Genomic DNA, 23,981 nt, shown 5'->3' with positions numbered 1-23,981 from the left:
CTCAAAATTAGCAAGCGATGGCGCCTTACATCTTTTGTTTATTTGTTAACAATATTATTGTTAACAAAATGTTATTGGGCGTTTTGTCCAGTAATGTTCAATAAAAACAATAAATACAGCTCATTAAAGAGCAAATACCCATATACAAAAGGTGTCTTTTTTTATGAAAACCAGATTAAAAGCAACAGCCGGTAGCTTGCTACTGACTGCTTTCGCTTGTCCTGCCTTGGGAGCAACCGTGATTCAGCAATCAACCTCAGGCATGTGCCTGAGAACCGCTGATGGCAGCGCCTCACCAAGCAATGGCACAGAAGTTGTTTTGCACAGTGATTGTAGCGGTGAAGCTGCGCAATTTAATTGGACCTCAGGCGGCAGTATCCAGCACAGTCCGAGTGGTCGCTGTATTCATCCCGGCGGTGCGGCAATCCCCGAAAACGGTCAAAAGCTAGTGCTTTGGGATGGCTGTGATTTTGCTGACCGCGTGCGATTTTCTGCCACCAACCAAAACAGCATGCAGCACCTTTCGAGTAACAAATGTGTTCACCCGAATGGGGGCTCGGCAAATCCAGCCGACAACACTAATTTAGTGATGTGGGAGGGTTGCAATGAAGACCGACTGGCCTTCACCGTGGAAACTCAGGGAGCTTCCGGCGGCGGTAGTGTACAGGTGGCAGTGAATCTTGATACCAAGCATGCAGTGGGCGCAGAGTATCAATTTGATCGGCGCAAATTCATCACCATCCACGCGACCCATACCGAAAATGATTGGTTTGGTGGCAATGTTCAAAGTCGCTACGCCGATAATGAAGATGCCAATTTAATGGATAACTTTCTCGATACCTACGATGTGTATTTTGGCCGAGATACCGGCGGTATGGCCTATCAATTGTCGCAGGCGCCAGAAGATGCCAATAAGCCAGGTTATGCCAGTGCAGAGGTGCTCACCACTAATGGCGGCAATACTCGTTGGATATATTCCGAAGACACCAGTGCCCAACGTGCGACTATGCGCCGTCACGCCCATCGCGATACTGAATCTATTGTTGGCGCCCAGCAGCACCCTTACTACCCCGATGGCACCGAAGTGGGCTCGCAGGGCTGGTCATTTTCCCAAACCGATACTGCCAATGAGCCGTTTGGCACAGCGACCGGCGACTTCATGGCGCAATATCTGACTAAGTTCTTTAAACAGATCGAATCGGACCCTTATGGCGAGAAGAAGCCCACTTATGTTGAGGTAATGAATGAACCGCTATTTGAGCTGGTGGATTATCCTGCCGCAGGTCATCAGCCAGCCAGCATTTACGACATTTTCCGGATGCACAACTCGGTTGCGAACAAGATTCGAGAAACCAACCCTGATGTGCTAATCGGTGGCTACACAGTCGCTTTTCCGGATTACGAAAAAAATAACTTCAACAATTGGGCGACTCGCGACAAGTACTTCCTTGATCTCGCTGGTGGCAATATGGACTTTATTTCCATTCACCTTTATGACTTTCCAAATATTCCATACCCAGATGGGACCAAGCGAGTGCAATACCGCAAAGGCAGTAATGTTGAGGCGACCTTGGATTTACTCGAGCAATACATGGCGTACAAGTGGGGCAGTATCAAACCCATTGTGATCTCCGAGTATGGTTCACAGCTGCAAGGTTCATTTAACTTGCCGTGGAGTCCAGAGCGCGATTGGTTGTGCCTCAAAGCGATGAATTCATTGCTGATGAACTTTCTTGAGCGGCCAAATCGCATCGAAAAAGCCATTCCGTTTATCCCAGTCAAAGCCGAGTGGGGCAGAATTTCGGAATCGATTCCTTACTACTGGCGTTTAATGCGGCAGAAGTTTGAGGGCCAAGGCGAAACAGGTGACGAATGGGTATTCACCGATCAAGTGAAGTTTTATCAACTCTGGGCCGATGTCAATGGTCAGCGGGTGGATACGGCGGCAACCGATTTAGATATTCAGGTTGATGCCTATGTCGATGGCAAAGATGTGTATTTGATTCTGAATAGTCTGGAATTCGACGCTACCTCAATTGATCTCAATATGTTCGGCAACAGCGGTAACGCGGTGACCAATGTCCAGTTCCGCCATTTGTACCCAGACGCGCAATCAAAACCGCAGCTGGCGATTTGGAATCAAGCTAGCTTGCCTGATACGGTCACGTTGGGGTCGGAGTCGACGCTGATTGTTAAAGTTAGCTATCAGAACGTGGTCGCAATTAATCATTCTAGCCAAGAAACCAAGCATTACGCTGTGAGCGAGGGAGTCAAAGCAATTTCTGCTTGGCAGACGCAAAGCTACAGCATCAACAATGTCGATAAAGGCAACTATGGTGAAGCTGTACTAAGAATTGGTATGGGCCGCGACCATGGCGCTTCATTGACGCCGACGGTGTTGGTCAATGGTACCCAAGTGGCGGTACCGACCGATTTTCGCGGTTATGATCAGTACCACAATGGCATTGGCCGAGATCGCTTTTTCGGCGTAATTGAAATTCCCGTGCCGTACAACATACTGTCAGCGAACAACACCATTAAAGTGACTTTCCCAGACTCTGGCGGCCATGTCAGTTCAGTCACACTACAACACTTCAAGCAAAGTAAAGTGCTTGGGCGGATGTAGTACTTAGCTAGTCGAGATCATTCAAGCCAGCAGTTTTGCTGGCTTTTTTGTCCGGCTCGTTCAGTACTACGCCCTTACTTTTTGCCACTAACTTTCAAATGAAAGCTTGCTACCAAAGCTTTGTTGCCAATCGGCGCTAAATTGATCAACTGCTGGTTGCACTGCCGGATGTTGGAATAATTGAGCTGCAACATCAACCGGCAGGGTAATGGCACCAATACCTAAGCGCATGACATCCATCGCTTGTTGGCTGTTTTTGAAGCTCGCAGCCAAGATCTTGGCCTTGAGATTATGTTGATTAAGCAAGGTTTGAATATCAGCCACCACGCCCACGCCATCGCCATTTAACGCATCAATTCGATTGACGTATGGCGCTAAGTAATCCGCCCCGCATAATGCTGCCAGTAAGCCTTGTTGCACTGTGTAAATCGCCGTTGCTAATACCGTTATGCCAGCCTGTTTCATTTGCTTGATTGCGGCTAAGCCGGTTTCTGTCGCAGGCACTTTGACCACCATGTCATAGGGCAATGCCACTAATTGCTTGGCTTCGGCAACCATGGCATCCACTGTGGTGCTGACCACTTGCGCATGAAATCTAGGCTTGCCGTCAATGACCTCCGCCATCGCCCGCAGCGTGTCGTTCAAACCCTGATTCGATTTAACCAGGATCGTTGGATTAGTGGTGATGCCATGTAGCGGCAAGCAGCAATTAAAACGCTTCACTTCATTCACATCAGCGGTATCTAAGTAGAGTTCAAACATGGTGTTGGCCTTGGTCTTTGGTCGATGCGGAAACTATAGGTGGTCAATGGAACTTGATCTTGATTTGAATCAATTTAACTTTCAAATGAAAGTCTATAGTTTTTCTCAAATGAAATTTTGTTGGTTAACTCTGAATACCGAGATGATCTCGGCAATCAGGCTTTAACTGAGCGGCACTGACTACGCCCACTGAACGAGGTAAGCATGTACTTTAATATTCAGCGCTTCTCGACCCACGACGGAGATGGCATTCGGACCATGCTGTTTTTAAAGGGCTGTAGCTTGTCGTGCGCTTGGTGTCAGAACCCAGAAAGCCAAAGCCCTAAATATTCGCTGCTATATGACCAACGCAGCTGTTTGGATGAATGCCAGATGTGCGCTGCGGCTTGCTCGCATATCCAGCGCCAATCTGAGCAATTGTGTATCGAACGTTCGATGATCGATCAGCAGCAGCTCATCGCCTTGCAGCAGGTTTGTCCGACCGAAGCATTATCGGTTTGTGGCCAGCCAGCCGATGCCGACGAGTTATTGGCTGAGCTATTGCGCGATAAGCCGTTTTATCAACAAAGTGGCGGCGGGGTCACGTTTTCCGGTGGCGAACCGTTGCTGCAGCCGCAGCTGGTGACTGATTTAGCGCAGCGACTACAACAGCAATCGGTCTCCTCTGCCGTGGAAACCTGCATGCATGTGCCTTGGAAAAATATTGAGTTGGTGGCGCCGCACATCGACTGTTGGCTGGCAGATTTAAAGCATACCGATGCGGCCAAATTTAACCTGTGGGCCCATGGCTCGATTGATCGCATTAAACAGAACTTCGCTCGCTTGGCGGCCATTGCCAAACGTCTTGTGGTTCGCGTGCCTGTGGTGCCTGGTTTTAATGACAGCATCGAAGAGCTTCGAAGCATTATTGATTTTGCCGAGTCGCTGAGCAATTGCCATGAGCTGCATTTATTGCCTTACCACACCCTTGGCATTAACAAATATCGTTTGCTTGATCAGCCCTATGAATGTGCTGACAAGCCACTGAACAAGCCTGAGCTGTTGCAGGACGCCCAAGCTTATGCTCACTCCAATACTCACCTTGACGTTGTAATCAGAGGTTGAACATGAACCTGAACTTTCTTCCCGAGCGCATTAAGGCGCATAAATCTGCTTTGGTAAATATTGTCACGCCGCCGATCTGTACTGAACGTGCCGAAGCCTACACCCGAGCCTATCAAGCCAATGAAGACAAGCCTGTCATTGTTCAACGAGCGCTGGCATTGCAAGAGCATTTGCGTACCAGAACAATTTGGATCAAACACGATGAATTGATTGTCGGTAACCAAGCGAGCAAGGTCCGCGCGGCGCCAATTTTTCCGGAGTACACGGTACGTTGGATTGAAGCCGAAATTGACCAGCTAGCTGATCGTCCGGGCGCGGGCTTTGCCGTGACTGAGCGAGATAAACGAGCGATTCATGCCATCACCCCATATTGGCGAGGCAAAACAGTCCAAGATCGTTGCTACGGCTTGTTTAGCGACGAGCAGCAGGACATTTTGGCATCAACCATTATCAAAGCTGAAGGCAACATGACTTCGGGCGATGCTCACCTTGCGGTCGATAACGACAAAATCCTAGCGGTTGGTCTGGGGGGCTTGTTAGCCGAGGTCAAGCAACGCCGCGCTGCAAACGATGTGGCGACGCTCGAAGGGCTGCACAAAGAGCAGTTTTATAAATCGGTGGAGATTGTTGTTAGCGCCATCGAGCAACACATCATTCGTTTTGCCGATTTAGCCAGTACCATGGCGGCAAGCGAGCAGCGGCCCGATCGACAATTGGAGCTGCTACAAATTGCCGAGAACTGTTATCACATTGCCAAGCAGCCACCGAAGAACTTTTGGCAGGCATTGCAGCTGAGTTATTTTGTTCAATTGATACTGCAAATCGAATCCAACGGCCACTCGGTGTCATTTGGTCGCATGGACCAATTTCTTCATCGCTTCTATCAGGCCGACATTGATTCTGGTGTGCTTAGCCCTGAAATGGCATTGGAAATGCTGCAAAGCTGCTGGTTGAAGCTTCTCGAAGTGAACAAAATCCGCTCGGGGGCCCACTCCAAAGCTTCTGCGGGCTCGCCGCTCTATCAAAATGTCTGCATCGGTGGCCAAAAGCTCAATGGCCAAGGTGAGCCAGAAGATGCAGTTAATTCACTGTCGTGGGCCATTTTAGAATCGTGCGGCCAATTACGTTCGACGCAACCGAACCTGAGTGTCCGCTACCATCAACATCTCGATCAGGATTTTTTGATGGCGTGTGTCGACGTCATCAAATGTGGTTTTGGCATGCCAGCGTTTAACAATGACGAGATCGTCATTCCCGAATTTATCAAGCTTGGAGTTGAGCGCGAGGATGCTTATAACTATGCCGCCATTGGCTGTATCGAGACGGCGGTGCCGGGCAAATGGGGTTATCGTTGCACTGGCATGAGCTTTATCAACTTTGCTCGCGTATTGCTGGCGGCGCTTAACGAAGGGGTGGATGCCACCACTGGCAAGGCGTTTTTGCCACACGACAAATCATTAGCCAAAGGCAATTTTGCCAGTTTTAACGAAATCCAACAGAGCTGGGCAGAGCAGGTTCGCTACTACGCCAGAAAGTCCATAGAAATCGATACCGTGGTGGATTCTGTGTTGGAGCAGCAGGCTCAGGATATCTTTTGCTCGGCCTTGGTCGATAACTGCTTGGAGCGGGGGAAAACGGTAAAAGAGGGCGGTGCTAAATATGACTGGGTGTCTGGTTTGCAAGTGGGGATCGCCAACTTGGGCAATAGTCTTGCGGCTATTAAACACTTGGTGTTTGACCAAGGACAGCTATCCCAAGCCGAGCTAGCGCAAGCGTTGGCAGATGACTTTGATGGCCCCGAGCATGAGCAATTGCGTCAGCGCTTGATCAATCATGCCCCGAAATACGGTAATGACGATGACTCAGTGGACTTACTGTTGGCCAAGGCTTATCAGGTCTATGTCGATGAGTTGGCTAAGTTTGTTAACACTCGCTTCGGTCGTGGGCCAATAGGTGGCGGTTATTATGCCGGCACCTCCAGTATTTCAGCTAATGTGCCATTTGGTGCATCAACCATGGCAACCCCAGATGGCCGCAAAGCCCACTCGCCATTGGCCGAAGGTGCTAGCCCGTCATCGGGGTCGGATCGCTTAGGGCCAACGGCGGTTTATAACTCGGTCGGTAAACTGCAAGCCGATAAAATCCTCGGCGGCGTGTTGTTGAATCAGAAGCTGTCACCTGCGGCTGTCGCTACTGACAGTGATAAGCAAAAGTTGTCGATGCTGATCCGAACCTTTTTTAATTTTCACAAAGGCTGGCATGTGCAATACAACATCGTATCGCGGGACACCTTGTTAGCAGCGAAGCAAGCGCCGGAAAATTATCGAGACTTGGTGGTTCGGGTGGCGGGTTACTCGGCGTTTTTTACTGCCTTATCGCCCGATGCCCAGGACGACATTATTGCTCGAACTGAGCATCAACTGTGATTTTGGCGACTCTACTGACTTTCAAATGAAAGTAGCGGGGCGTTATACTGCGCCTCGCTGTTTTAGTTAAGGATTTGGCGTGAATTCAAGACAATCGGAAATTCTGCAGTTGGTCAATGACCGCAAACGCATCCAAGTGACCGAACTGGTTGCAGCCATGGGGGTTTCTGGCGTAACCATTCGTCAAGATCTGAATTTGTTGGAGCAACAAGGCTACTTAAAGCGGGTGCATGGCGCCGCGGTGGCGTTACAAATTGATGATGTCGATGCCCGCTTAGAAGTGCGCTTTGACATTAAGCAAGCGCTTGCTAACAAAGCCGCAGAATTGGTGGCCAGTAACGAAACAGTGCTGATTGAAGGCGGCAGTGCGAACGCGCTATTAGCAAGGACTTTGGCGGAGCGTGGTGATGTCACCATTATTACGCCATCGGCTTACATTGCCCACTTGCTGCGCCATTCAGATGCCAACATTATTCTGCTCGGAGGGGTCTATCAACATCAGGGTGAAAGTTTAGTTGGGCCGCTCACCAAACTGTGTATTGACCATATTCATTTCAGTACCGCTTTTCTTGGTATTGATGGCTTTCATCGTGATACTGGTTTTACCAGTCGGGATATGATGCGCGCTGATGTTGCTGCGTCAATTGTGGCAAAGCAGCGACGGAATATCGTGCTGACCGATTCCAGTAAGTTTGGCCAAATCTATTCTTCAAGCATTAGTCAAGTTGCTGATATTGACACTGTATTGACCGATTCCGCCGTATCTGAAAGTGATGTCGAGTTTCTTCGTCAGGCTGGAGTTGAGGTGATTCTTGGCTAAGTTGGCGGCATAAAAAAAGCAAGGCATGAGCCTTGCTTCTTCAATTTCTAAACGAACACTTGGTTGTTCGTTAGATAGCCACGATATCTTGGGCTTGAGGGCCTTTTTGGCCTTGACCAACGATGAATTCAACACGTTGGCCTTCAGCTAGGGTTCTGAAACCTTCGCTGCTGATTGCGCTGAAGTGAGCGAACACGTCAGGGCCGTTGTCTTGTTGAATGAAGCCAAAACCTTTAGTTTCGTTGAACCACTTAACTGTACCAGTAACTTTAGACATATTTGTATATCCTGAATAAAAAATTGAAAGCCCGAAGGCTGCGTCGCATGGAAACAAACGAGAACTTAATGCGTCAGGACGAGATGTTACGAATAATATGCCGAACTTGGTGCGTTTAAATTTTGTGCTTCTTTCTTGCTGCCGCAAGTGTATAGAGTTATCGCTGCAAGTCAATTAAAAAACTGAACAAGTTTTACCCTAAATAAACATTGGCGCCATTCTTCGCCAGTAATATCCGCGATGAGCGCGCTCACTCCAGTACTTTAAATCATGGGCAACGCTTTTTTGCCAAAGGATCTGGCTTAAATGCTCATTGTTTTGGCGGAATGGATCTTGTTCGCCAATCACCAAGGTAATGTCGGTATCGCGAATGGCTTTTAATCTGTGTTCACATTGCAGGTTGGGCAGGAAGTGAGTCGGCGTATTGAAGTAAATATTGTCATCATAATAGCCATTGAATAAATCGGTGAACCACTCGACGCCCATGGTCAAATCATATCGGCCGGAAAAGGCGATCAGTTTTTGGAACTTGTCTGGGTGACGAAACACCATGTTGGCGGCATGAAAGGCGCCAAGGCTGCAACCATGAGAAATGGTGCGCCCGCCGCTGTTGAGCAAGTCCATCAGCGGAAACACTTCTTGTAGGATGTATTGCTCGTACTGCAAATGACGGCCAATACGGTGAGCCGGATGCGCCCAATTGGCATACAAGGATTCACAGTCGATGGAGTCAACGCAGAACACTTGTAGGTGTCCTGAGTCAATTTTGCTGCGAATTGCTTCGATCATGCGCATATTTTCATATTCATAAAAACGCGCATAGCGAGTTGGAAAAACCAACATGCGATCACCGCTGTGGCCGAATACTAACAATTCCATGTCACGGCCAAGTCGGTCACTCCACCATTTATGATATTCCCTTTTCATTGGCTCCTAGCCTAGTCTGGTTACGATGACAAATCGCTGAAAAAATGCATTAGCTGTGCCAACAGCTCCTGATTTTCCTTTTGTTGTTGCGGATACTCAGCGTGGCCGTGGCTTAACCAGTATAGCTGCTTAGGACTGGGTACTGCGTTGTAAATGGCAAATTGCCCCGGTGGTGCGACAACGGGGTCATTTTTTGCACAAGCAAAGTGCATTGGAGCACGGATATATTTCGCTGCGATGGCAGCATCATGAAAAGAAAGTGTTTTTTGTGTGACATCTGGATGACGCTTATGAAAGCGTTGCACGCTAAAACCACTGCCCAGTGTTGGCAATTGCAGCCGGACCTGATAGTTACCAAATGTTGGCACATTGACGTGGGCTTTTTTAATGCGGTTATCCCAAGGCAGGGCGAGGGCACCAATACCGCCGGAGAAGCTAATTCCCATATAACCCAATTTGCCCGCTAGCTCTGGAAACAGCTTCAGTATTAAAGACGTGTTGAGCCATAAATCATCCACACAACTGCCAATGACATAACGATTCACATCTTGAATATTATGCAATACGTGCCAATGGGGTTGCGATGAAATGCGCGGGTGAGGGCTTTGCCCTAAACCGCGAAAGCTAGGAAACATCATCACTGCGTCGGCAAAGGGCAAGTGAGACTGGGGACCGTCACAACCGCCATAGCCATGGCCGATAATAAAGCCCCGACGAATCGGCGACTCGATTGGCACCAGCATCCAGCCTCGGATCACTGCGTCGCGGGTTGAAGTGAATTTATAGCGATAGATTTTAAAACCGTCGGCGCTGCGTCCTGTGTCTTTTACTTTGTAGTCGAGTGCGAGATTGCTGACGCGCGCGTAGCGTTGCTGCCAGAAATCGACAAAACCATCGGGCTCTTGCGGCGCTGGCACTGCAAGTAACTGAGATTTTGTGTAACCGTAACCGGGGTCGAAATCGCGTTGAACCAAAGCAAGACCTGTCTGAATCGATGAAAACCTGTGCTGACAGCCGCAGAGTGTAAGCTAATCAAAGCTTGGGTGGTAGCGCCGAGCAAATCAAGGTTGCACCGGCTTGATGGCCGGATCTAACATGAGCCCATGCGGATTAAATACTTACTCATGCACCTGCTCGCGCTGATTTGTGTCGGTTTGGGGATCCTTGGTGCCTTTTTACCGCTGTTACCGACTACGCCATTTCTGTTGGCTGCGGCGGCTCTGAGTGTCAAAGCGTCACCCAAATTACACGCTTGGCTCATCAATCACCCGGTGTTTGGCAAGTCGCTTCGTCATTATCAGGAGCATCGTGCAGTCAGCCCCAAAGCATTTTGGTTGGCGATGTTGGTGATGTGGCCCACCATGGCAGTTAGCGCCTATCTGGTGCCACTTTGGTGGGTACGGTTACTGCTGCTCATTATTGCCTGCTCGGTGTCGCTGTTCCTCTGGCGCGCCAAGTCACGTTTCGCCAATCTCGCCCCCGTATATAAATAAATTTAAAAAAGTTTGCCTCGTTTTTGCCTGAGCAGCGATTACCTCTGTGATTCATGTTTTCACACGAGGAAATCCCGATGTTTAGTCATCAACTCAAGCGCCCTAACTATTTCTTTGCCACCAGTTGTCTGGTTTTCGCGTTATCGGCCTGCAGTCAAACCAAGACTGCGGGTGATAATCAAGCCGCGCAACAAGCGGCGCCAACGCCGCCTGCCGAGCAAGTGGCAGTGATTGCTGCGACGCTGCCCCCTCCGGCAGAAATGGCGGCGGAACAATATCAGCAGGATCAGGCTATTAAGCAGTCCTCTAAGCGAATGGTCGCGCCCCAACCGATGGTGTTAAGCGCAGGCATCGCGGCAGATAGCAGTGGGTACATTGCTGCGGTTCACGGTAACAACTATCAAAAGCTAACCGACAACTCGGTGAAACTAGTCGCTGAGGAGCCGGTGTCGACTTTTAGTGCTGATGTTGATACGGCCAGCTATGCCAATGTAAGGCATTGGCTTGAGGGAGGCCGACTGCCTCCCACCGATGCTGTTCGGGTTGAAGAAATGCTGAACTATTTTCGCTACGACTACCCGCAAGCAGCCAGCGCAGCTGAGCCGATCAACATCGATACCTTGCTGACAACGGCGCCGTGGGATCACAACCGTCATTTGCTGCGTATTGGCATCAATAGCTTTCAGCCAGATAGCAGCGCACGGCCCAATGCTAACCTCGTGATGCTGGTGGATGTTTCTGGCTCGATGAGAGCCGCCAATAAGTTGCCGTTGGTGAAACAGTCGCTGAGTTTATTGCTGAGCCAATTGCGAGCCGAGGATCGCATTGCCATCGTCACCTATGCAGGAGGCGCTGAGGTGGCACTGGCCAGTACACCTGTGAGTGAGCGGACCACCATCGAAAGAGCCATCGCGGGATTGCAAGCAGGTGGCTCGACTCACGGTAGTGCCGGCATCCAGCTGGCCTATCAACAAGCGCAGCAGCACATGATTGACCAAGGCATTAATCAAATTATGTTGCTCTCTGATGGTGATCTGAATGTCGGGATCACTGATATTGATGAGTTAAAACAACTCATTAAAACCAAACGACAGCATGGCGTGCAGTTTTCGACGCTGGGTTTTGGTCAGGGCAATTATAACGATCATCTGATGGAGCAATTGGCCGACTTGGGAAATGGCATGGCTGGTTATATTGATACCTTGCACGAAGCCCAGAAAATTCTGGTTGATCAGCTCGGCAGCTCTTTGCAAGTGGTTGCTCATGACGTCAAATTGCAGATTGAATTTAATCCGGCGGTGGTGGCGGAGTATCGCTTGATTGGTTATGAAAATCGAGCGTTGAACCGAGAAGATTTTAATGAAGATCGCAAGGACGCTGGCGACATTGGTGCCGGTCATTCGGTCACAGCCTTATACGAACTGACTTTGGTTGGTTCGCCGTCCAGAATCGAGCCTTTGGTCTTTCAATCCGATAATCGCCAACGCTCGCAAGGTGCCGATTTGGCTGAATTACGAGTGCGCTACAAACTGGCCCAGCAACAACCATCGCAATTGCAACGGATCCGCATTGAGCAGCAGCCAGTAGCAGCGCAAGACTTATCGAGTGATGACCAGTTTGCCATTGCCGTGGCTGCTTTTGGTCAAAAATTGCGAAATAACGACTATCTCGCCAATTTCGATTATGCTGAGCTGATTACATTGGCCAATGCCGGAAAAGGCGCCGATCCATTTGGCTATCGTGCTGAATTTGTTCGCTTATTACGACTAGCTCAAAGTTTGAGCCAACAAACTGGTGAACAAGTTGGCGATCAACCACAGTTAACCCAGACTATGAACACGAAGCCTGCGCGTCCTGGCGTAGTGATAGAAAGAGCCCTGAATGACCCTGCGAAATGACGACCAACTGTTAACTGATTATGGCAAGCGCGGCGATGCCGCCGCGTTTGATATTTTGTATCAGCGTTTTCGTCAGCCTTTGTTTGGCTTTATTCGACAACAATTACCCGATGCCATTGCCAATGAAGTGTTTCAGGAATGCTGGATGGTGGTGATTGAACAAGCGGCGGACTACATGCCTTGCGGCAGTTTTCGCGGCTATTTGTTTACCATTGCCAGAAGAAAAATTGCCGATTACTGGCGCCGCCAGCAACGCCAACCCAGCCAGACATCAGATGATGACGGCAATATTGAGCCTATTAGCGATGACATTGATCCACAAATCATTCAACTGCAACAGGCAACCAATGATGTGATCCTAATGTGTGTTGGGCGATTGCCAAAGGCCCAGCGAGATGTCTTTATGTTGAAACAAACAGGTCTGGCAGTGGAAGAAATCAGCCTCATTCTTGGCGCCACATTTGAAACTGTGAAAAGCCGAATTCGAGCGTCCTACAGTAAACTGCGCAGTTGTTGGGAGCGCCACCATGACAAATGAATCCAAGCCAAATAGTCCAACTGATGCTGAGTTGGAACAAGCTTATCAACAAGCGGTCGCGCAACTTGAACCAAACGCCGAGGTCGATGAAGCGCTGCGGCTAAAGGCCCATAGCCAATTACGCAAGGGCAGGGATTGGGCATCGGTTCCGATGTGGGCAAGAGCAGCGTCTGTGATTGGCGTTGCCGTGGTCGGTTGGTGGCTGTGGCAGCCTGATTTGCTTCAACAGCGGCCGCATGACGACTCGCCTGTGGTAGACAGCCAAGCGCCAGCTTTTGCCGCTGCTGATGATGGCTTGGCTGCCGTTGCGCCGATGTCGGTGCAGCAAAAAGTTGCGGCACCAGCTGCGACCGAGTCGCAACCGCCTGCGGAGCAACCCATTGCCGCGGCTGACACTGCCGAGCAGCAACAACTGGCCGCCGAATTGGCATTGCAGCATCAGCAACAGCTGAGAAAAGCAGAGCAAGAATCAGTGGCCCGCCACAAGCTCGAGCAAGCGCAAAAACAAGCGCAGCGGCAACATTCAGAACAACTGCTGAAGTTTAGTTTTTGCTTGCAGTACAAATTGGCTCGACGTGACGAACTGGTGATCCGGCATGAGTTGCCTGATGGTGCCGACCGTGGCTCGGTGTTATCAGGGCCGTCGCTGGAATGGCAGGAGCAATCCTGGCAATTGCTTGAAATTGCGCAAACCGCCTATCTGGTTCGGGCCGACGGTGATCAATGGCAAATCGCTGAAGTGCCAGCAGAGGACTTCACCGTCTGCAACCTCCATCGCTAATCAAAGGTCTTGGTCAGGCTAAATGCGCCACGGATCTGGCCGAGCTGATAACCAGTCGCTACGTCGTTGGGGTAATGCTGCTTAAGGCTGGCTTTGATGTCGGGGGTGAGATTTTTACCGTGGCAATGCAAACAAAGTGGTTCAACGGGCTGCGCTTGCATAAAGCGGTAACGGGTCGGTTGCAGTTGGTCCGCTATCAATGGGGTTACCGGCGCTGCTGTTGCCGCTTGTTGATTAAATGCTTCTAGGACCTCAGTTTCCCACTCATCGGGTTGAGCGGTTTGTTGATTTCGCGCTTTTAGACTGACGCGTTTGAGTTGCCAGCCAGAGCTTTGACTCAGCTGATAGGCGATGGCAGGCGCTTTACTCGCGCACACTTCGATGGCCTCAACTGGCCCACCTTGTTGCATACTTTTAATGAGTTGCGGTTTTAGCCGTTGGCCAAATTGTTGTACCAACTGCTGCGCTTCTGCTCTTAAGGTCGTTTGCTTAGGGGGCTCGGCGTGTGCGGTGATTACTACTCCGGCATTGACCATTCCGGCAATGACTACAGCGGCGATCGTCAGAGTTGCTGTCGACATGGTGCGTCCTTGTGTTGACTCTTTATCAATCAGTTTATAGGGCAAAAAAGAATGCCGCCAATGGGCGGCATTCGGTTGCAGGATCGTAATGGGATTTAAGCTGATTCTGTGCTGGTGTTGCCTTTGACCTTTTCTCGCATGGTTTGCAACATAGCGAAAAATACCGGCACGATTAAGGTGCCAACTAATGTGGCGACCAACATGCCACCAAACACCGCGTAACCTAGTGAGTTGCGGCTCGAAGCACCGGCGCCGACAGCCACCACCAATGGGAATATTCCGAAAATAAAGGAAATTGCCGTCATCAGTACGGCACGGAAACGGAGCCGAGCTGCTTTTGCCGCTGCCTCTAGAATCGGTAGCTTGTCGTTTTCACGCAAGACCTTGGCAAACTCGACAATCAGAATGGCGTTCTTACTGGCCAAACCGATCAGCAAGACCAAACCAATTTGGGTGTAGAGGTTGACGTCCGAGCTGGCAAACCAAACATTGAGGAAGGCGCCCATGACGGCCAGTGGTACAGCCAGCATAACGGCCAACGGAATGGTCCAGCTTTCGTATTGAGCAACCAAGAACAAGTAAGTAAAGACAATCGCCAAGGCAAAAATAACCATGGCTAAGTTGCCTGCTTTCAATTCCTGATAGGTTTGCCCGGTCCACTCAAAGCTATAGCCCGAAGGCAGCGATTCAGCGGCCGCGCGACTTAATGCTTGGATGGCCTCACCAGAGCTGTAGCCTGGGGCTGGCAGCGCGTTGATGGTGACCGATGGATACAAGTTGTATTGATCGAGTACTTCTGGCCCCAGTTTAGGCTGAACTTGGACTAATGTGCTGAGTGGTACCATTTCGCCGTTGCCGGTGCGCACATAGAAGCGTTGGATGTCTCGTGGATCATCGCGAAACTCGGCTTCTGCTTGGGTCATCACCCGGAACACTTTACCAAACAGGTTAAAGTCATTGACGTAGGCCGAACCGAGGAAAGTCGACAATGTGCCGAAGATCTCTGATAGCGGCACCCCTTGGACTTTCGCTTTACGGCGGTCAACATCAACGTAAAGCTGCGGTACATCGGCGCGGAAATTACTAAAGGCAACACCAATCTCAGGCTGCGCATTGGCGGCCATGATAAAGCCAGTCATCACATTCGATAATTCGGCAGCGCCGCGGCCCTGCAAATCTTGCAGCACGAACTCAACGCCACCAACGTTACCTACGCCCGAGATTGGTGGTAGCGAGAAGCCCACCGCTCGAGCTTCGGCAATGGTATTGAGTTTGGCTTGCACCCGCCGGAGGATTTGCTGCTCATGCATGTTGGGATCAAGGCGCTCCTCCCACTCACTTAAGCTCACAACGATTAAGCCAGCATTGGAGGCAATGGCGTTGGTCAGAATACTAAAACCAGAGGCATGAATGACGTTCTCGACACCAGGCTCTGATAGCACCATATTGACCATTTCTTCCATCACCTCATCGGTGCGGTTGATTGATGAACCGTCAGGCAATTGAACATCCACCATGAAGGCTTTTTTGTCTTCTTGTGGCACAAAACCGGTCGGTAATGAGGAGCCCAGCCAAGCTGTGCAGCCAATGATGGCGAGATAGCAGATCCCGACTAGCAAGAACTTGCCCAGTACTTGGCGCACTAAGCCGGTGTATTTCTCGGTCAGGATGCCAAAGTATTTGTTGAATAAACCATGGAAGCCAGTGTTCTTCTGCTTCGGCGCTTTCAGTAACGAGGCGCAAAGTGCAGGGCTCAGGGTCAGTGCATTGATCGATGAAATAATCACTGAAATACAAATGGTCACCGAAAACTGGGCATACATTTGTCCGGTAATACCAGGCATGACCGCCGTTGGCGCAAATACCGCAAGCAATACCAAGGTGGTTGCGATAATTGGGCCAGACACTTCGGCCATGGCTTTGATGGTCGCCTCTGGTGCAGGTAGCCCTTCTTCAGCCATGATTCGGCTGACGTTTTCCACCACCAAAATGGCATCATCCACAACAATACCAATGGCTAGGATGAGGGCGAATAATGACACCGTATTGATGGTCATATCCGCCGCTAGCAGGAATACAAATGTACCAATCAGCGACACCGGAATGGCAATTGCCGGAATCAAGGTGGAGCGCACATCTTGCAAGAAGATGAACACCACAAGGACTACTAATGCCACCGAGATAAATAGCGTCGTTACCACTTCGTTAATGGATGTCTTTACGAATTCAGTGGTGTCGTAGAGAATTTTGTAATCCATGCCATCGGGAAATGCTTGCGACAAACGGTCCATTTCCTGATAGATGCCATCGGCTACATCCAATGCGTTGGCATCGCTCATTTGATAAATGGCTAGCAGTGCACTTGGCTCGTTGTTGAGCTTACCTTCGGCATCGTAGGTTTGGGAGCCAAGTTCAATGCGGGCGATGTCACCTAAAGATACGGTCGAGCCATCGCGATTGGTTCGCAGAATAACTTGTTCAAATTCTTTTACTGACGATAATCGGCCTTGGGTCGACAGGGTATATTGGAACTGCTGATCGCGCGGCACCGGAGCGGCACCAATTCGGCCGGCAGCAACCTGAATGTTTTGTTCGCGTAGCGAGTTGGAGACATCGGATGTGGTGATGTTCAAAGCCGCCATTCGGTCGGGGTTTAACCAGACGCGGATAGCGTAGTCCATGGCGCCGATGACGCTCACTTCAGAAACCCCAGTTACCCGAGTCAGGTTATCGACGATATTGATGCCGGCGTAATTGGTTAGAAACAGCGAATCAAATTTATCTTTCTCGGTGACCAAGTTGATGATCATCAACATGCTCGAGCTTTTCTTATTGACCTTAATACCTTGCCGCGCGACTTCCTCGGGAAGTTTCGGCATGGCTTGCTGTACCCTGTTCTGGACATTGACCTGCGCCATATCGGCATCGGTGCCCACTTCAAACGTCACGGTCAGGCTGTAACTACCATCGTTGGCTGATTTCGAAGACATGTAAATCATGTCTTCGACGCCGTTCACTTCCGATTCGATAATTTTGGCAATGGTGTCCTGTACCACAACGGCGTTGGCGCCGGGGTAAGATGTGCTGACGGCCACCTGCGGCGGCGCGATTTCTGGGAATTCAGCCACCGGCAATACCGGAATGGCAATTAACCCCATGATGGTCAGGACGATCGAAATGACAAAAGCAAACTTGGGGCGATTGACAAAGAACTTACTGATCATTGTTCGTCACCTTTGTTGTTAGTTGCTTTCAAATGGAACGGCAGATACTTCAACAGGATCGACAGTGATGCCCGGACGAATGCGCTGCAAGCCGTTGATCACAACTCGCTCGCCGGCACTTAAACCCTCTTCAACATGCCAATAGATGCCTTGCTGATTGCCCACTTTGATGATGCGCTTCTCGACGGTGTTGTCGTCTTTTACCACCATGACAAAATGGCCTTGCTGATCCTGAGAAATTGCCCGCTGCTCAATGAGCACGGCTTGAACCGGCTTAACGCCCTCGATAATCAGGGTGACGTACATGCCGGGGATCAGAATTTGATCTGGGTTGGGAAAGATGGCGCGGATCGAAATGGTACCTGTAGCTTGGTCAATACGGTTTTCTGAGGCATTGATGCGGCCCTTTTGGTCGAAGACGGTGTTGTTCGGCAGACGCAAGCTGATGTCTAACTGGTCGAGCGAATCGGCACCGTTTTCTCGCAGCTTCTGACGCGCATTTAATACGCTACGCTCAGAGACCTGAAAATCAATCCACATGGGGTCGACTTGCACTAAGCTGGCCATTTGTCGCTCGGGGGTGATGAGATCGCCAATAAAGACTTCCGACTTACTCATGCGGCCTGCCACTGGCGCGTATACTTTGGTGTATTCCAAGTTTAATTCGGCGACTTCAACAGCCGATTCGGCCCCTTCTACCGAGGCTTTGGCTTGCAACATGCGTGAGGTTAGCTCATCCATGTCCATATCAGACAGTAACTTTTTCTCATTCAGTTGCTTGCCTCTGGAGTATTGCAATGAGGCCACTTCATAAGCGCTTTTCGCTTGCGACAGTGCCGCTTTCTGACGGTTCAGCTCGGCGGTATACGAAGCAGGATCAATTTCAAACAGAAGCTGGTTTTGTTCGACTTGGGCGCCATCGTTAAAGTGGCGGGCCAGCAGCTGACCGCTGACTCGAGCTTTGATTGATACATCCTCAGAAGCTACGGTACGGCCAACAAATTCAACGGCAGGATTAAGTGGCTTTAAGCTAATGGTATGGTATTCGATTTTTGGTGCAGGGGGCGCAGGCGGTGGCGCATCGGTACAACTGATTACAAAACTGGAAACGACGAGCAATGCGAGAGCTCTTAAATGAGAGGGATAATTTTTCATCAACCTAATCCTTGCATCGCAAAAATCGCGAAGCTTGTTTTTAATGCCGCTAAGCAGCAACTTTTCTTTTTTATCAAATAAAAAGACTCCGCCGAAGCGGAGTCTGGTGAGCCATAATTAACGTTGGATCTGGATGTCGCGAGCACGGAAGTACAAGAAGCGAATTAACTCGTACTCAAACGCCGATCCGGTCGCGTAGTAACGGAACGGAATTTGTTTACGGGCATTAATCGAACGGATAATCATCATGGCTAATTCTTCGTTCGTTTTTAGCCCCATTTCATCAACCACTTCGTTGTAGACCAGTGAGTCGACCAGCAAACCGAAGCCATCTCGGGCGCTTGATGGGCCGAGTAATGGTAACACGATGTAAGGTCCATCGCCCACGCCCCAGTAACCTAAGGTTTGGCCAAAATCTTCTTTTTCACGATACACGCCCATGGCTGTGGCCGGATCGAACAAGCCCAAAATACCAATGGTTGAGTTGGTGACAAAGCGGAATGCGGTGGTGATGGCGCGCTCGCCCTTTAGCTGCAACACCGAGTTCATGAAGGTGTTGATTTCGCCGAGGTTGGTAAAGAAGTTATTGACGCCGGTTTGCATTACTTCCGGAGTGACGTATTCATAACCGCGAACCACTGGCAAGAGAACATACTCGTCAGCTTTGGCATTGAAGTAGTACATCCGGCGGTTAAAGCCTTCCAACGGGTCATTATCAACATAACCTATACCACGAGGGTCCATTTCCGACGTGTCAGGAAGTGGAATTCTTGGCTCTTCGGCATCGGCTTCCAAATCGGGAGTCGCGCTACACGCAGTTAGCAAAGCGACGCCAGCGGCAAGCATGAGGTTGCGCACAAAATAGAGTTGTTTCATTATTGATTGCTCCCTGCTTATTTACTGCTGGCGAAAAACGCGAGCATGTCTTCCACCCACACTTTTTCGTCCATGTTGCCGCAGTGGCCGCCATGTGGATAAATCCACCCGCGATCACCAAAAGTTTGTTTCAAGAACGTCAAATCTGGGCCCGCCAAAATAATGTCATCGGCGTTGGTCACCATGCCAATTTTGTCTGAACTCTTGAGGTAATCTTCGAGTTCTTTCAGGCTAAGGCGATTAATCATGTCGGCTCTGGATAAGTCTGGGTTGCGACCTTGATAGAAGGGCACCATGCCACGCTCAAAGTAGGTTAGGAAACCAATTGATGCGCCGCGCAGAAATGAGTGGCTGATGCTTTCGTGCTTGCTGATCGTGTGGTTTTTGTAGGTCAGTGCGCCAATATTTTGCATCACATCGATAGCAAAAATCATATCGGTTGAGCTGAGCCGGAAAGCCAAGCCAATTAGCTGTGACAGCTCCTGATCGCTAACGTTGGCAGCGACAAACATCTTGTATAAAAATTCAGGCGTCAGCTCGACGCGAGTAGCGTGAGAGACACTGTCACCAACTCGATCAAAGATGCCGTTGACGGTGTTGCGAATGCCTTCGCCGCCGACTGACTCAACATAGCCATCAAGGATAACGACTGAGTTATAGAGACTAACCGGAGGGTTTACCAGCAACACTTTTTTAAAGTTGAATACTTTTTTCTCTTCGTCCAGCTTGCTGACAAATGCCGAATGGGCGCCGCCTAAGCTGTAGCCGGTGAGGTAAAAGTCGGTAACTTGAAGTTTATCACCGAGCTTGTCCTGAGCATGGGCCAGCGTTTTTTCCATTACGGTATAAATTTCTTCGGCATCTTTTTCCAGATAGCCAGGCATTTGTTTGTTCGACGCGCTAACAATAAAGTTAGGGTGGGTTGGTGAAGTGATCGAAATCACGTTGTAGCCCGCTTTAAAGAAGGCTTTTTCCAACGCAATCATTTTGCCGCCGTTGTACTTGCCGCCAGTGCCGGCAATTGAAAACACCAAAGGCGCCGGTTTTTTCTGATAAACCACGGAGTACTGAAACCCTTCGTGATACCAGAATACTTCTGGTGTTTCACGCCCTGGGTAGAGGTCAATGGTGAATTCACGGCGGTGTATATCGTCGGGAAGGTCTGCTTTGAAGTCAGCTGGCGTACCGAAAACGGTTGCTTTGAACGGGTCAGAAAAAGGGAATTGATAGTCGTCAGTTGTTGGCGCTGCTTGCGCAACACCAACCATCCCTAACAACAATGCCCCTAATCGCATTATCCTTTTCATATGTTTATTTCCACGCGCTTTGTAATTTAAGGCTTTTGTAGGTGTTTCCAAATCCATTATGCGCTAAAAATGTGAAAAATAAAGCTAACTTGTTAATGGGTGTTTAACTAGGGTCTGTTGATCTTTGCTGTATAAATTTTGTTCGTTCAAAACGCTCTTTTGAGCAAGGAGCGAGCTATGCCGTATAGCGATCTATACAAAAATAGTGAGCGATGCAGCGAAATGAGTGTTTTGACGAACCCTTCGGGCAGCCTTTATGGTCAATTTATTCGGCGTCAGCGATGGCTTATTGACGGCCAGTCAACCTCGCAATCGCTTTCTTGCCTAAATCGCCCATAAAGTGCTGCAAAAATATACAGCAAAGAGCAACAGACCCTAAGCGCAGGCTTTGTTTGTCGCAAAATTGTGGCCATTGCCTCACTATTAAGCGTTTAAATTGAGTGATTACTCATCATTACGCCGTACGAGGAGTGCTATTAATTAAGCACTTGTTGCTGGAGAAAAATAAATATGTTTCACGTACTTTATCGTTGGCAGTTAAAAGCGGGTAAAGAGCAGGTTTTTCAAGAAGGGTGGAGTGAGATCGTCCATCGCAATGTCAATAAGTATGGCGCGTTAGGCTCCAAGCTGAGCAAATGCAGTGATGGTTGGTGGCGCTCATTCTCCTATTGGCCGAGTGAAGAGCACTGGCTCAAAGCGCTTCGGATTGATGACTCCGATCAGGAAGCACGGCAGAAAATGATGTCGGCAATTATTCGCAAAGAACGCCCTGTGACCATGACGCCGGTGCTGGATCATGTCATTGCCAGTAAAGTTGATCACAAAGATCTTTGATGCTGGCCGTGTTGCAATCTGCTGCTGATGTGTAACTCTATGCAGCCTTTTTGCGATTGAGCGTTTCTCGGTTGATGGTTTTCGATTTATCTACTGTCATTGTTTTGATGTGTCTCGCTGCGGTATGCCTGCTCTGGTGGAAAGCTAGAGAGGCGCAGGAGCGAGCGCTACGGGCCGCTCGGGCCTATTGCCAGAATCTTGGTTTGCAATTGCTCGATGAGTGCGTGGTGCAAGGCCATTGGCGCTTTGGCCGCAATGATTCGGGCCAATTGCTCATTGAGCGGTGCTACCAGTTTGAATTCACCTCAACCGGTTATGAGCGCTATACGGGGGATGTGGTGATGCGCGGGGCGAAACTGCTCAGCATCAGCGTCGAGCCCCACCGCATGAGTTAGTGACCAATAGGCAGGCGTTGTTCTGCTGCAGTTTTACTCGGTGCATTGGATGCTGAACGCAGCGTTAGAGGCTGAGTGTTTAGCGCTGTTCGCGAATCGCACCATTGCAAACCCGACGGAATGACCTGGGCCGGTGCCAGATCGGCCAGATGAGCATTCACTTGTTCTGCCTGCTCAGGCAACATCAATGACACCACCATTTGTGCTCGACTGTTTACTTGAAATTCACCTATTCGGCCGCGCTGAGCCCAGCCAATTGTCTGGTCGCAATAATTGTCGTTGTCGTTGTTGAGAAAAGCGACATCACGCAGCGCAGCCATTGAGTAAGACATCATGGCTTCTTCGAACAACATCGCCACGTCTTCGGCGCTGGTGTAGTAGTTATACATATCGGATGCACCATCGATGGCAAACATCTGGCCCGCCTCGGCGGCGCTCAGTTGCAGCAAGTTGTTACTGGCATCTTCGCCACCAAACAGTACGGAGGCCAATGTTTTCAGGGTATTGTTGATCAAAGGGAATGGCTCGGTGACACGTTGCTGAATCGATTGTTTGTCGGCAAATACCTGATCGATGACATCAAAAAAAGAATCATCGCCCAGTGGTAGCAGCAGCTCGTTGCGAATATCTGGCGGCAGAAAATCATTGGCATGGGCTAGTTCATGGAACAACAAATTGGTGATGCCGGGGATAATGTCGTCAAATGTGCGGCTATCATTGCCATCCGAAAAATTGCTGGTGGTGATGTAGTTGCCATGGCTGTTGACGTAGCGCCAGCCGGTATCGAGCGCTAACTCGTTGCCGAACCCTGAGCGATAGTCTGGTGAATCGTCGATGGAGGCATATTCAGCGGGGCTGAGCCAAAGAAACGCCGGATCGATATACATGGCGCCTGTTAATGGATGATAAAACGCCGGTCGAATATCAAAGGCAATCACTACTGCAGTGAGCGGCTCGAACATAGCAATCATGCTTGGTGATGCTTGCTGCAAAAACCGCTCGAAGCGCTGCCCCATCCAATCATGACTGACCACAACACGGCTCATAATGTCTTCAATAGTGACGTCATCATCGCCGATTCCCAGCGGCGGCAGCACGTCGACAAAGCATGATAGCTCGTCCTGATAGGCTCGCACGCAGTCGTTTAAGACACCGCTGTAGGCGCTGTCTTGATAGGGGTAGATGCTGGCTAAGGTGGTACTCGGGCCGCTGTTATTGTCATTGTTGTTATCGGATGAGGTCGAAGAGCCGCCACCGCCGCCACAGGCGGCCAGCAGCATCAGTGGTAGTGCAATGAGCAGGGTGCTGAGTTTCTTGCTGTTGTTAGTTATTGATACGGCGTACATGTGGCAATAGCCCTCAGAGACATCAATATGCAAGTCAATTTAGCAGGGCTTGGCATTTTGTAGTACTTTGAATGGCGCGTTTTGCAACAGGAGTTTAGATGGCAGCGCCAGCAACAACGACGAAGTCGATGGGACGGTTCATGGCGATCATGGCTTGGCTGTGCTTTTTCGGTCTAGCAGGTTTGTTTTTCAATGAATTTCTAACGGCTAAACAAGAGCCCAATCGCGGCCTCGAGATTGATGGTTCGATGCGGGTGGAGTTGATTCGCAATCGGGCAGGACACTATTTGGCTCCTGGCCAGATAAACGGAGTCGAGGTCACTTTTTTACTCGATACCGGCGCCACTTATCTGAGTATTCCAGCCGAGGTTGCCGACCAAGCCGGACTTAGGCGTGGGCAAGCTGCAGCCGTGAGTACGGCCAATGGCCGGATTCGGGTTTATCGCACCCAAGTTGACGAAGTTCGGCTCGGTGGTCTAAAACGACATCAGGTGGAAGCCTTCATTAACCCTGCTGAACAGGGCGGTGTGGTGCTTTTGGGAATGAGTTTTTTGAAGTATTTTGAATGGCGTCAGATTGATGATAGGTTAATCTTAACGCCGCAAAATTAA

Annotated in this window: 21 protein-coding genes; 11 read left to right on the top strand and 10 right to left on the bottom strand. The window is 49.8% G+C overall.

Annotation, left to right across the window (positions count from 1 at the left end; translation table 11 throughout):
• Window positions 1–163 precede the first annotated feature (163 nt).
• Complete coding sequence (locus IC617_RS13555; protein ID WP_191145528.1) at window positions 164–2,626, top strand: ricin-type beta-trefoil lectin domain protein; 2,463 nt, start codon at window positions 164–166, stop codon at window positions 2,624–2,626.
• A gap of 87 nt (window positions 2,627–2,713) precedes the next feature.
• Here the strand turns inward: IC617_RS13555 and IC617_RS13550 are convergent, their stop codons facing one another.
• Window positions 2,714–3,388 carry a fructose-6-phosphate aldolase gene (locus IC617_RS13550; RefSeq protein ID WP_191145527.1) on the bottom strand — a complete coding sequence of 225 codons (675 nt, stop codon included), beginning with the start codon at window positions 3,386–3,388 and terminating at the stop codon, window positions 2,714–2,716.
• A gap of 204 nt (window positions 3,389–3,592) precedes the next feature.
• Here IC617_RS13550 and IC617_RS13545 point away from each other — a divergent pair, with 204 nt between their 5' ends.
• The 3 genes from IC617_RS13545 (at window position 3,593) to IC617_RS13535 (ending at window position 7,738) form a co-directional block, all read left to right on the top strand.
• On the top strand, window positions 3,593–4,492 hold the full coding sequence (locus IC617_RS13545; RefSeq protein ID WP_191145526.1) for a glycyl-radical enzyme activating protein: 900 nt from the start codon (window positions 3,593–3,595) through the stop codon (window positions 4,490–4,492).
• Between the two features lie 2 nt (window positions 4,493–4,494).
• The gene (locus tag IC617_RS13540; protein ID WP_191145525.1) at window positions 4,495–6,918 is read left to right on the top strand and encodes a formate C-acetyltransferase/glycerol dehydratase family glycyl radical enzyme; all 2,424 of its coding nucleotides are present in this window, start codon (window positions 4,495–4,497) and stop codon (window positions 6,916–6,918) included.
• Between the two features lie 79 nt (window positions 6,919–6,997).
• Window positions 6,998–7,738, top strand: a complete 741-nt coding sequence (locus IC617_RS13535) for a DeoR family transcriptional regulator (RefSeq protein WP_191145524.1) — start codon at window positions 6,998–7,000, stop codon at window positions 7,736–7,738.
• Window positions 7,739–7,808: 70 nt separating this feature from the next.
• Here the strand turns inward: IC617_RS13535 and cspE are convergent, their stop codons facing one another.
• From cspE to IC617_RS13520, 3 genes are all read right to left on the bottom strand, one after another.
• The gene (gene cspE, locus IC617_RS13530; protein ID WP_191145523.1) at window positions 7,809–8,015 is read right to left on the bottom strand and encodes a transcription antiterminator/RNA stability regulator CspE; all 207 of its coding nucleotides are present in this window, start codon (window positions 8,013–8,015) and stop codon (window positions 7,809–7,811) included.
• Window positions 8,016–8,213: 198 nt separating this feature from the next.
• Window positions 8,214–8,942, bottom strand: coding sequence for an esterase family protein (locus IC617_RS13525; RefSeq protein WP_191145522.1), 729 nt, complete (start codon window positions 8,940–8,942; stop codon window positions 8,214–8,216).
• A 20-nt stretch (window positions 8,943–8,962) separates the two neighbouring features.
• The gene (locus tag IC617_RS13520; protein ID WP_191145521.1) at window positions 8,963–9,916 is read right to left on the bottom strand and encodes an acetylxylan esterase; all 954 of its coding nucleotides are present in this window, start codon (window positions 9,914–9,916) and stop codon (window positions 8,963–8,965) included.
• 129 nt (window positions 9,917–10,045) lie between these two features.
• Between IC617_RS13520 and IC617_RS13515 the strand changes: the two genes are divergently transcribed.
• From IC617_RS13515 to IC617_RS13500, 4 genes are all read left to right on the top strand, one after another.
• Window positions 10,046–10,435, top strand: a complete 390-nt coding sequence (locus IC617_RS13515; protein WP_191145520.1) for a YbaN family protein — start codon at window positions 10,046–10,048, stop codon at window positions 10,433–10,435.
• A 77-nt stretch (window positions 10,436–10,512) separates the two neighbouring features.
• Window positions 10,513–12,333 (top strand): vWA domain-containing protein, encoded by a 1,821-nt coding sequence (locus IC617_RS13510; RefSeq protein WP_191145519.1) that lies wholly within the window; start codon window positions 10,513–10,515, stop codon window positions 12,331–12,333.
• Window positions 12,317–12,871, top strand: a complete 555-nt coding sequence (locus IC617_RS13505; protein WP_191145518.1) for a sigma-70 family RNA polymerase sigma factor — start codon at window positions 12,317–12,319, stop codon at window positions 12,869–12,871. The genes IC617_RS13510 and IC617_RS13505 overlap by 17 nt, the downstream gene beginning before the upstream one ends.
• Window positions 12,861–13,652: a hypothetical protein gene (locus tag IC617_RS13500; protein ID WP_191145517.1), complete on the top strand. Its 792-nt coding sequence runs from the start codon at window positions 12,861–12,863 to the stop codon at window positions 13,650–13,652. The genes IC617_RS13505 and IC617_RS13500 overlap by 11 nt, the downstream gene beginning before the upstream one ends.
• Here the strand turns inward: IC617_RS13500 and IC617_RS13495 are convergent.
• The 5 genes from IC617_RS13495 to IC617_RS13475 all read right to left on the bottom strand — a co-directional run bounded on the left by IC617_RS13495 (window position 13,649) and on the right by IC617_RS13475 (window position 20,795).
• On the bottom strand, window positions 13,649–14,233 hold the full coding sequence (locus tag IC617_RS13495) for a Tll0287-like domain-containing protein (protein ID WP_224746006.1): 585 nt from the start codon (window positions 14,231–14,233) through the stop codon (window positions 13,649–13,651). The genes IC617_RS13500 and IC617_RS13495 overlap by 4 nt on opposite strands.
• A gap of 95 nt (window positions 14,234–14,328) precedes the next feature.
• Window positions 14,329–17,457, bottom strand: coding sequence for an efflux RND transporter permease subunit (locus IC617_RS13490; RefSeq protein WP_191145516.1), 3,129 nt, complete (start codon window positions 17,455–17,457; stop codon window positions 14,329–14,331).
• Between the two features lie 18 nt (window positions 17,458–17,475).
• Window positions 17,476–18,612 carry an efflux RND transporter periplasmic adaptor subunit gene (locus IC617_RS13485; protein ID WP_191145515.1) on the bottom strand — a complete coding sequence of 379 codons (1,137 nt, stop codon included), beginning with the start codon at window positions 18,610–18,612 and terminating at the stop codon, window positions 17,476–17,478.
• Between the two features lie 117 nt (window positions 18,613–18,729).
• On the bottom strand, window positions 18,730–19,488 hold the full coding sequence (locus tag IC617_RS13480; RefSeq protein WP_191145514.1) for an MlaA family lipoprotein: 759 nt from the start codon (window positions 19,486–19,488) through the stop codon (window positions 18,730–18,732).
• Window positions 19,489–19,505: 17 nt separating this feature from the next.
• Window positions 19,506–20,795, bottom strand: coding sequence for an alpha/beta hydrolase (locus tag IC617_RS13475; protein ID WP_191145513.1), 1,290 nt, complete (start codon window positions 20,793–20,795; stop codon window positions 19,506–19,508).
• 510 nt (window positions 20,796–21,305) lie between these two features.
• Between IC617_RS13475 and IC617_RS13470 the strand changes: the two genes are divergently transcribed.
• Window positions 21,306–21,629: a hypothetical protein gene (locus tag IC617_RS13470; RefSeq protein ID WP_191145512.1), complete on the top strand. Its 324-nt coding sequence runs from the start codon at window positions 21,306–21,308 to the stop codon at window positions 21,627–21,629.
• 74 nt (window positions 21,630–21,703) lie between these two features.
• Complete coding sequence (locus IC617_RS13465) at window positions 21,704–22,024, top strand: DUF3301 domain-containing protein (RefSeq protein ID WP_191145511.1); 321 nt, start codon at window positions 21,704–21,706, stop codon at window positions 22,022–22,024.
• Here the strand turns inward: IC617_RS13465 and IC617_RS13460 are convergent.
• The gene (locus IC617_RS13460; RefSeq protein WP_191145510.1) at window positions 22,021–23,370 is read right to left on the bottom strand and encodes a hypothetical protein; all 1,350 of its coding nucleotides are present in this window, start codon (window positions 23,368–23,370) and stop codon (window positions 22,021–22,023) included. The two genes, IC617_RS13465 and IC617_RS13460, sit on opposite strands and share 4 nt — an antisense overlap.
• 98 nt (window positions 23,371–23,468) lie before the next feature.
• Between IC617_RS13460 and IC617_RS13455 the strand changes: the two genes are divergently transcribed.
• The gene (locus IC617_RS13455; RefSeq protein ID WP_191145509.1) at window positions 23,469–23,981 is read left to right on the top strand and encodes a retropepsin-like aspartic protease family protein; all 513 of its coding nucleotides are present in this window, start codon (window positions 23,469–23,471) and stop codon (window positions 23,979–23,981) included.

It is taken from the genome of Neiella litorisoli (assembly GCF_014773395.1).
Taxonomy (GTDB): Bacteria; Pseudomonadota; Gammaproteobacteria; order Enterobacterales; family Neiellaceae; genus Neiella; species Neiella litorisoli.
Note: the sequence above shows the minus strand (reverse complement) of the source record. Positions and strands in the feature narration are given on the sequence as shown.

Coding starts and splice junctions, on each gene's coding strand:
- IC617_RS13555 (WP_191145528.1), top strand. CDS start 164: ATGAAAACCAGATTAAAAGCAACAGCCGGTAGCTTGCTACTGACTGCT.
- IC617_RS13550 (WP_191145527.1), bottom strand. CDS start 3,388: ATGTTTGAACTCTACTTAGATACCGCTGATGTGAATGAAGTGAAGCGT.
- IC617_RS13545 (WP_191145526.1), top strand. CDS start 3,593: ATGTACTTTAATATTCAGCGCTTCTCGACCCACGACGGAGATGGCATT.
- IC617_RS13540 (WP_191145525.1), top strand. CDS start 4,495: ATGAACCTGAACTTTCTTCCCGAGCGCATTAAGGCGCATAAATCTGCT.
- cspE (WP_191145523.1), bottom strand. CDS start 8,015: ATGTCTAAAGTTACTGGTACAGTTAAGTGGTTCAACGAAACTAAAGGT.
- IC617_RS13525 (WP_191145522.1), bottom strand. CDS start 8,942: ATGAAAAGGGAATATCATAAATGGTGGAGTGACCGACTTGGCCGTGAC.
- IC617_RS13515 (WP_191145520.1), top strand. CDS start 10,046: ATGCGGATTAAATACTTACTCATGCACCTGCTCGCGCTGATTTGTGTC.
- IC617_RS13510 (WP_191145519.1), top strand. CDS start 10,513: ATGTTTAGTCATCAACTCAAGCGCCCTAACTATTTCTTTGCCACCAGT.
- IC617_RS13505 (WP_191145518.1), top strand. CDS start 12,317: ATGACCCTGCGAAATGACGACCAACTGTTAACTGATTATGGCAAGCGC.
- IC617_RS13500 (WP_191145517.1), top strand. CDS start 12,861: ATGACAAATGAATCCAAGCCAAATAGTCCAACTGATGCTGAGTTGGAA.
- IC617_RS13495 (WP_224746006.1), bottom strand. CDS start 14,233: ATGTCGACAGCAACTCTGACGATCGCCGCTGTAGTCATTGCCGGAATG.
- IC617_RS13490 (WP_191145516.1), bottom strand. CDS start 17,457: ATGATCAGTAAGTTCTTTGTCAATCGCCCCAAGTTTGCTTTTGTCATT.
- IC617_RS13485 (WP_191145515.1), bottom strand. CDS start 18,612: ATGAAAAATTATCCCTCTCATTTAAGAGCTCTCGCATTGCTCGTCGTT.
- IC617_RS13480 (WP_191145514.1), bottom strand. CDS start 19,488: ATGAAACAACTCTATTTTGTGCGCAACCTCATGCTTGCCGCTGGCGTC.
- IC617_RS13475 (WP_191145513.1), bottom strand. CDS start 20,795: ATGAAAAGGATAATGCGATTAGGGGCATTGTTGTTAGGGATGGTTGGT.
- IC617_RS13470 (WP_191145512.1), top strand. CDS start 21,306: ATGTTTCACGTACTTTATCGTTGGCAGTTAAAAGCGGGTAAAGAGCAG.
- IC617_RS13465 (WP_191145511.1), top strand. CDS start 21,704: ATGGTTTTCGATTTATCTACTGTCATTGTTTTGATGTGTCTCGCTGCG.
- IC617_RS13460 (WP_191145510.1), bottom strand. CDS start 23,370: ATGTACGCCGTATCAATAACTAACAACAGCAAGAAACTCAGCACCCTG.
- IC617_RS13455 (WP_191145509.1), top strand. CDS start 23,469: ATGGCAGCGCCAGCAACAACGACGAAGTCGATGGGACGGTTCATGGCG.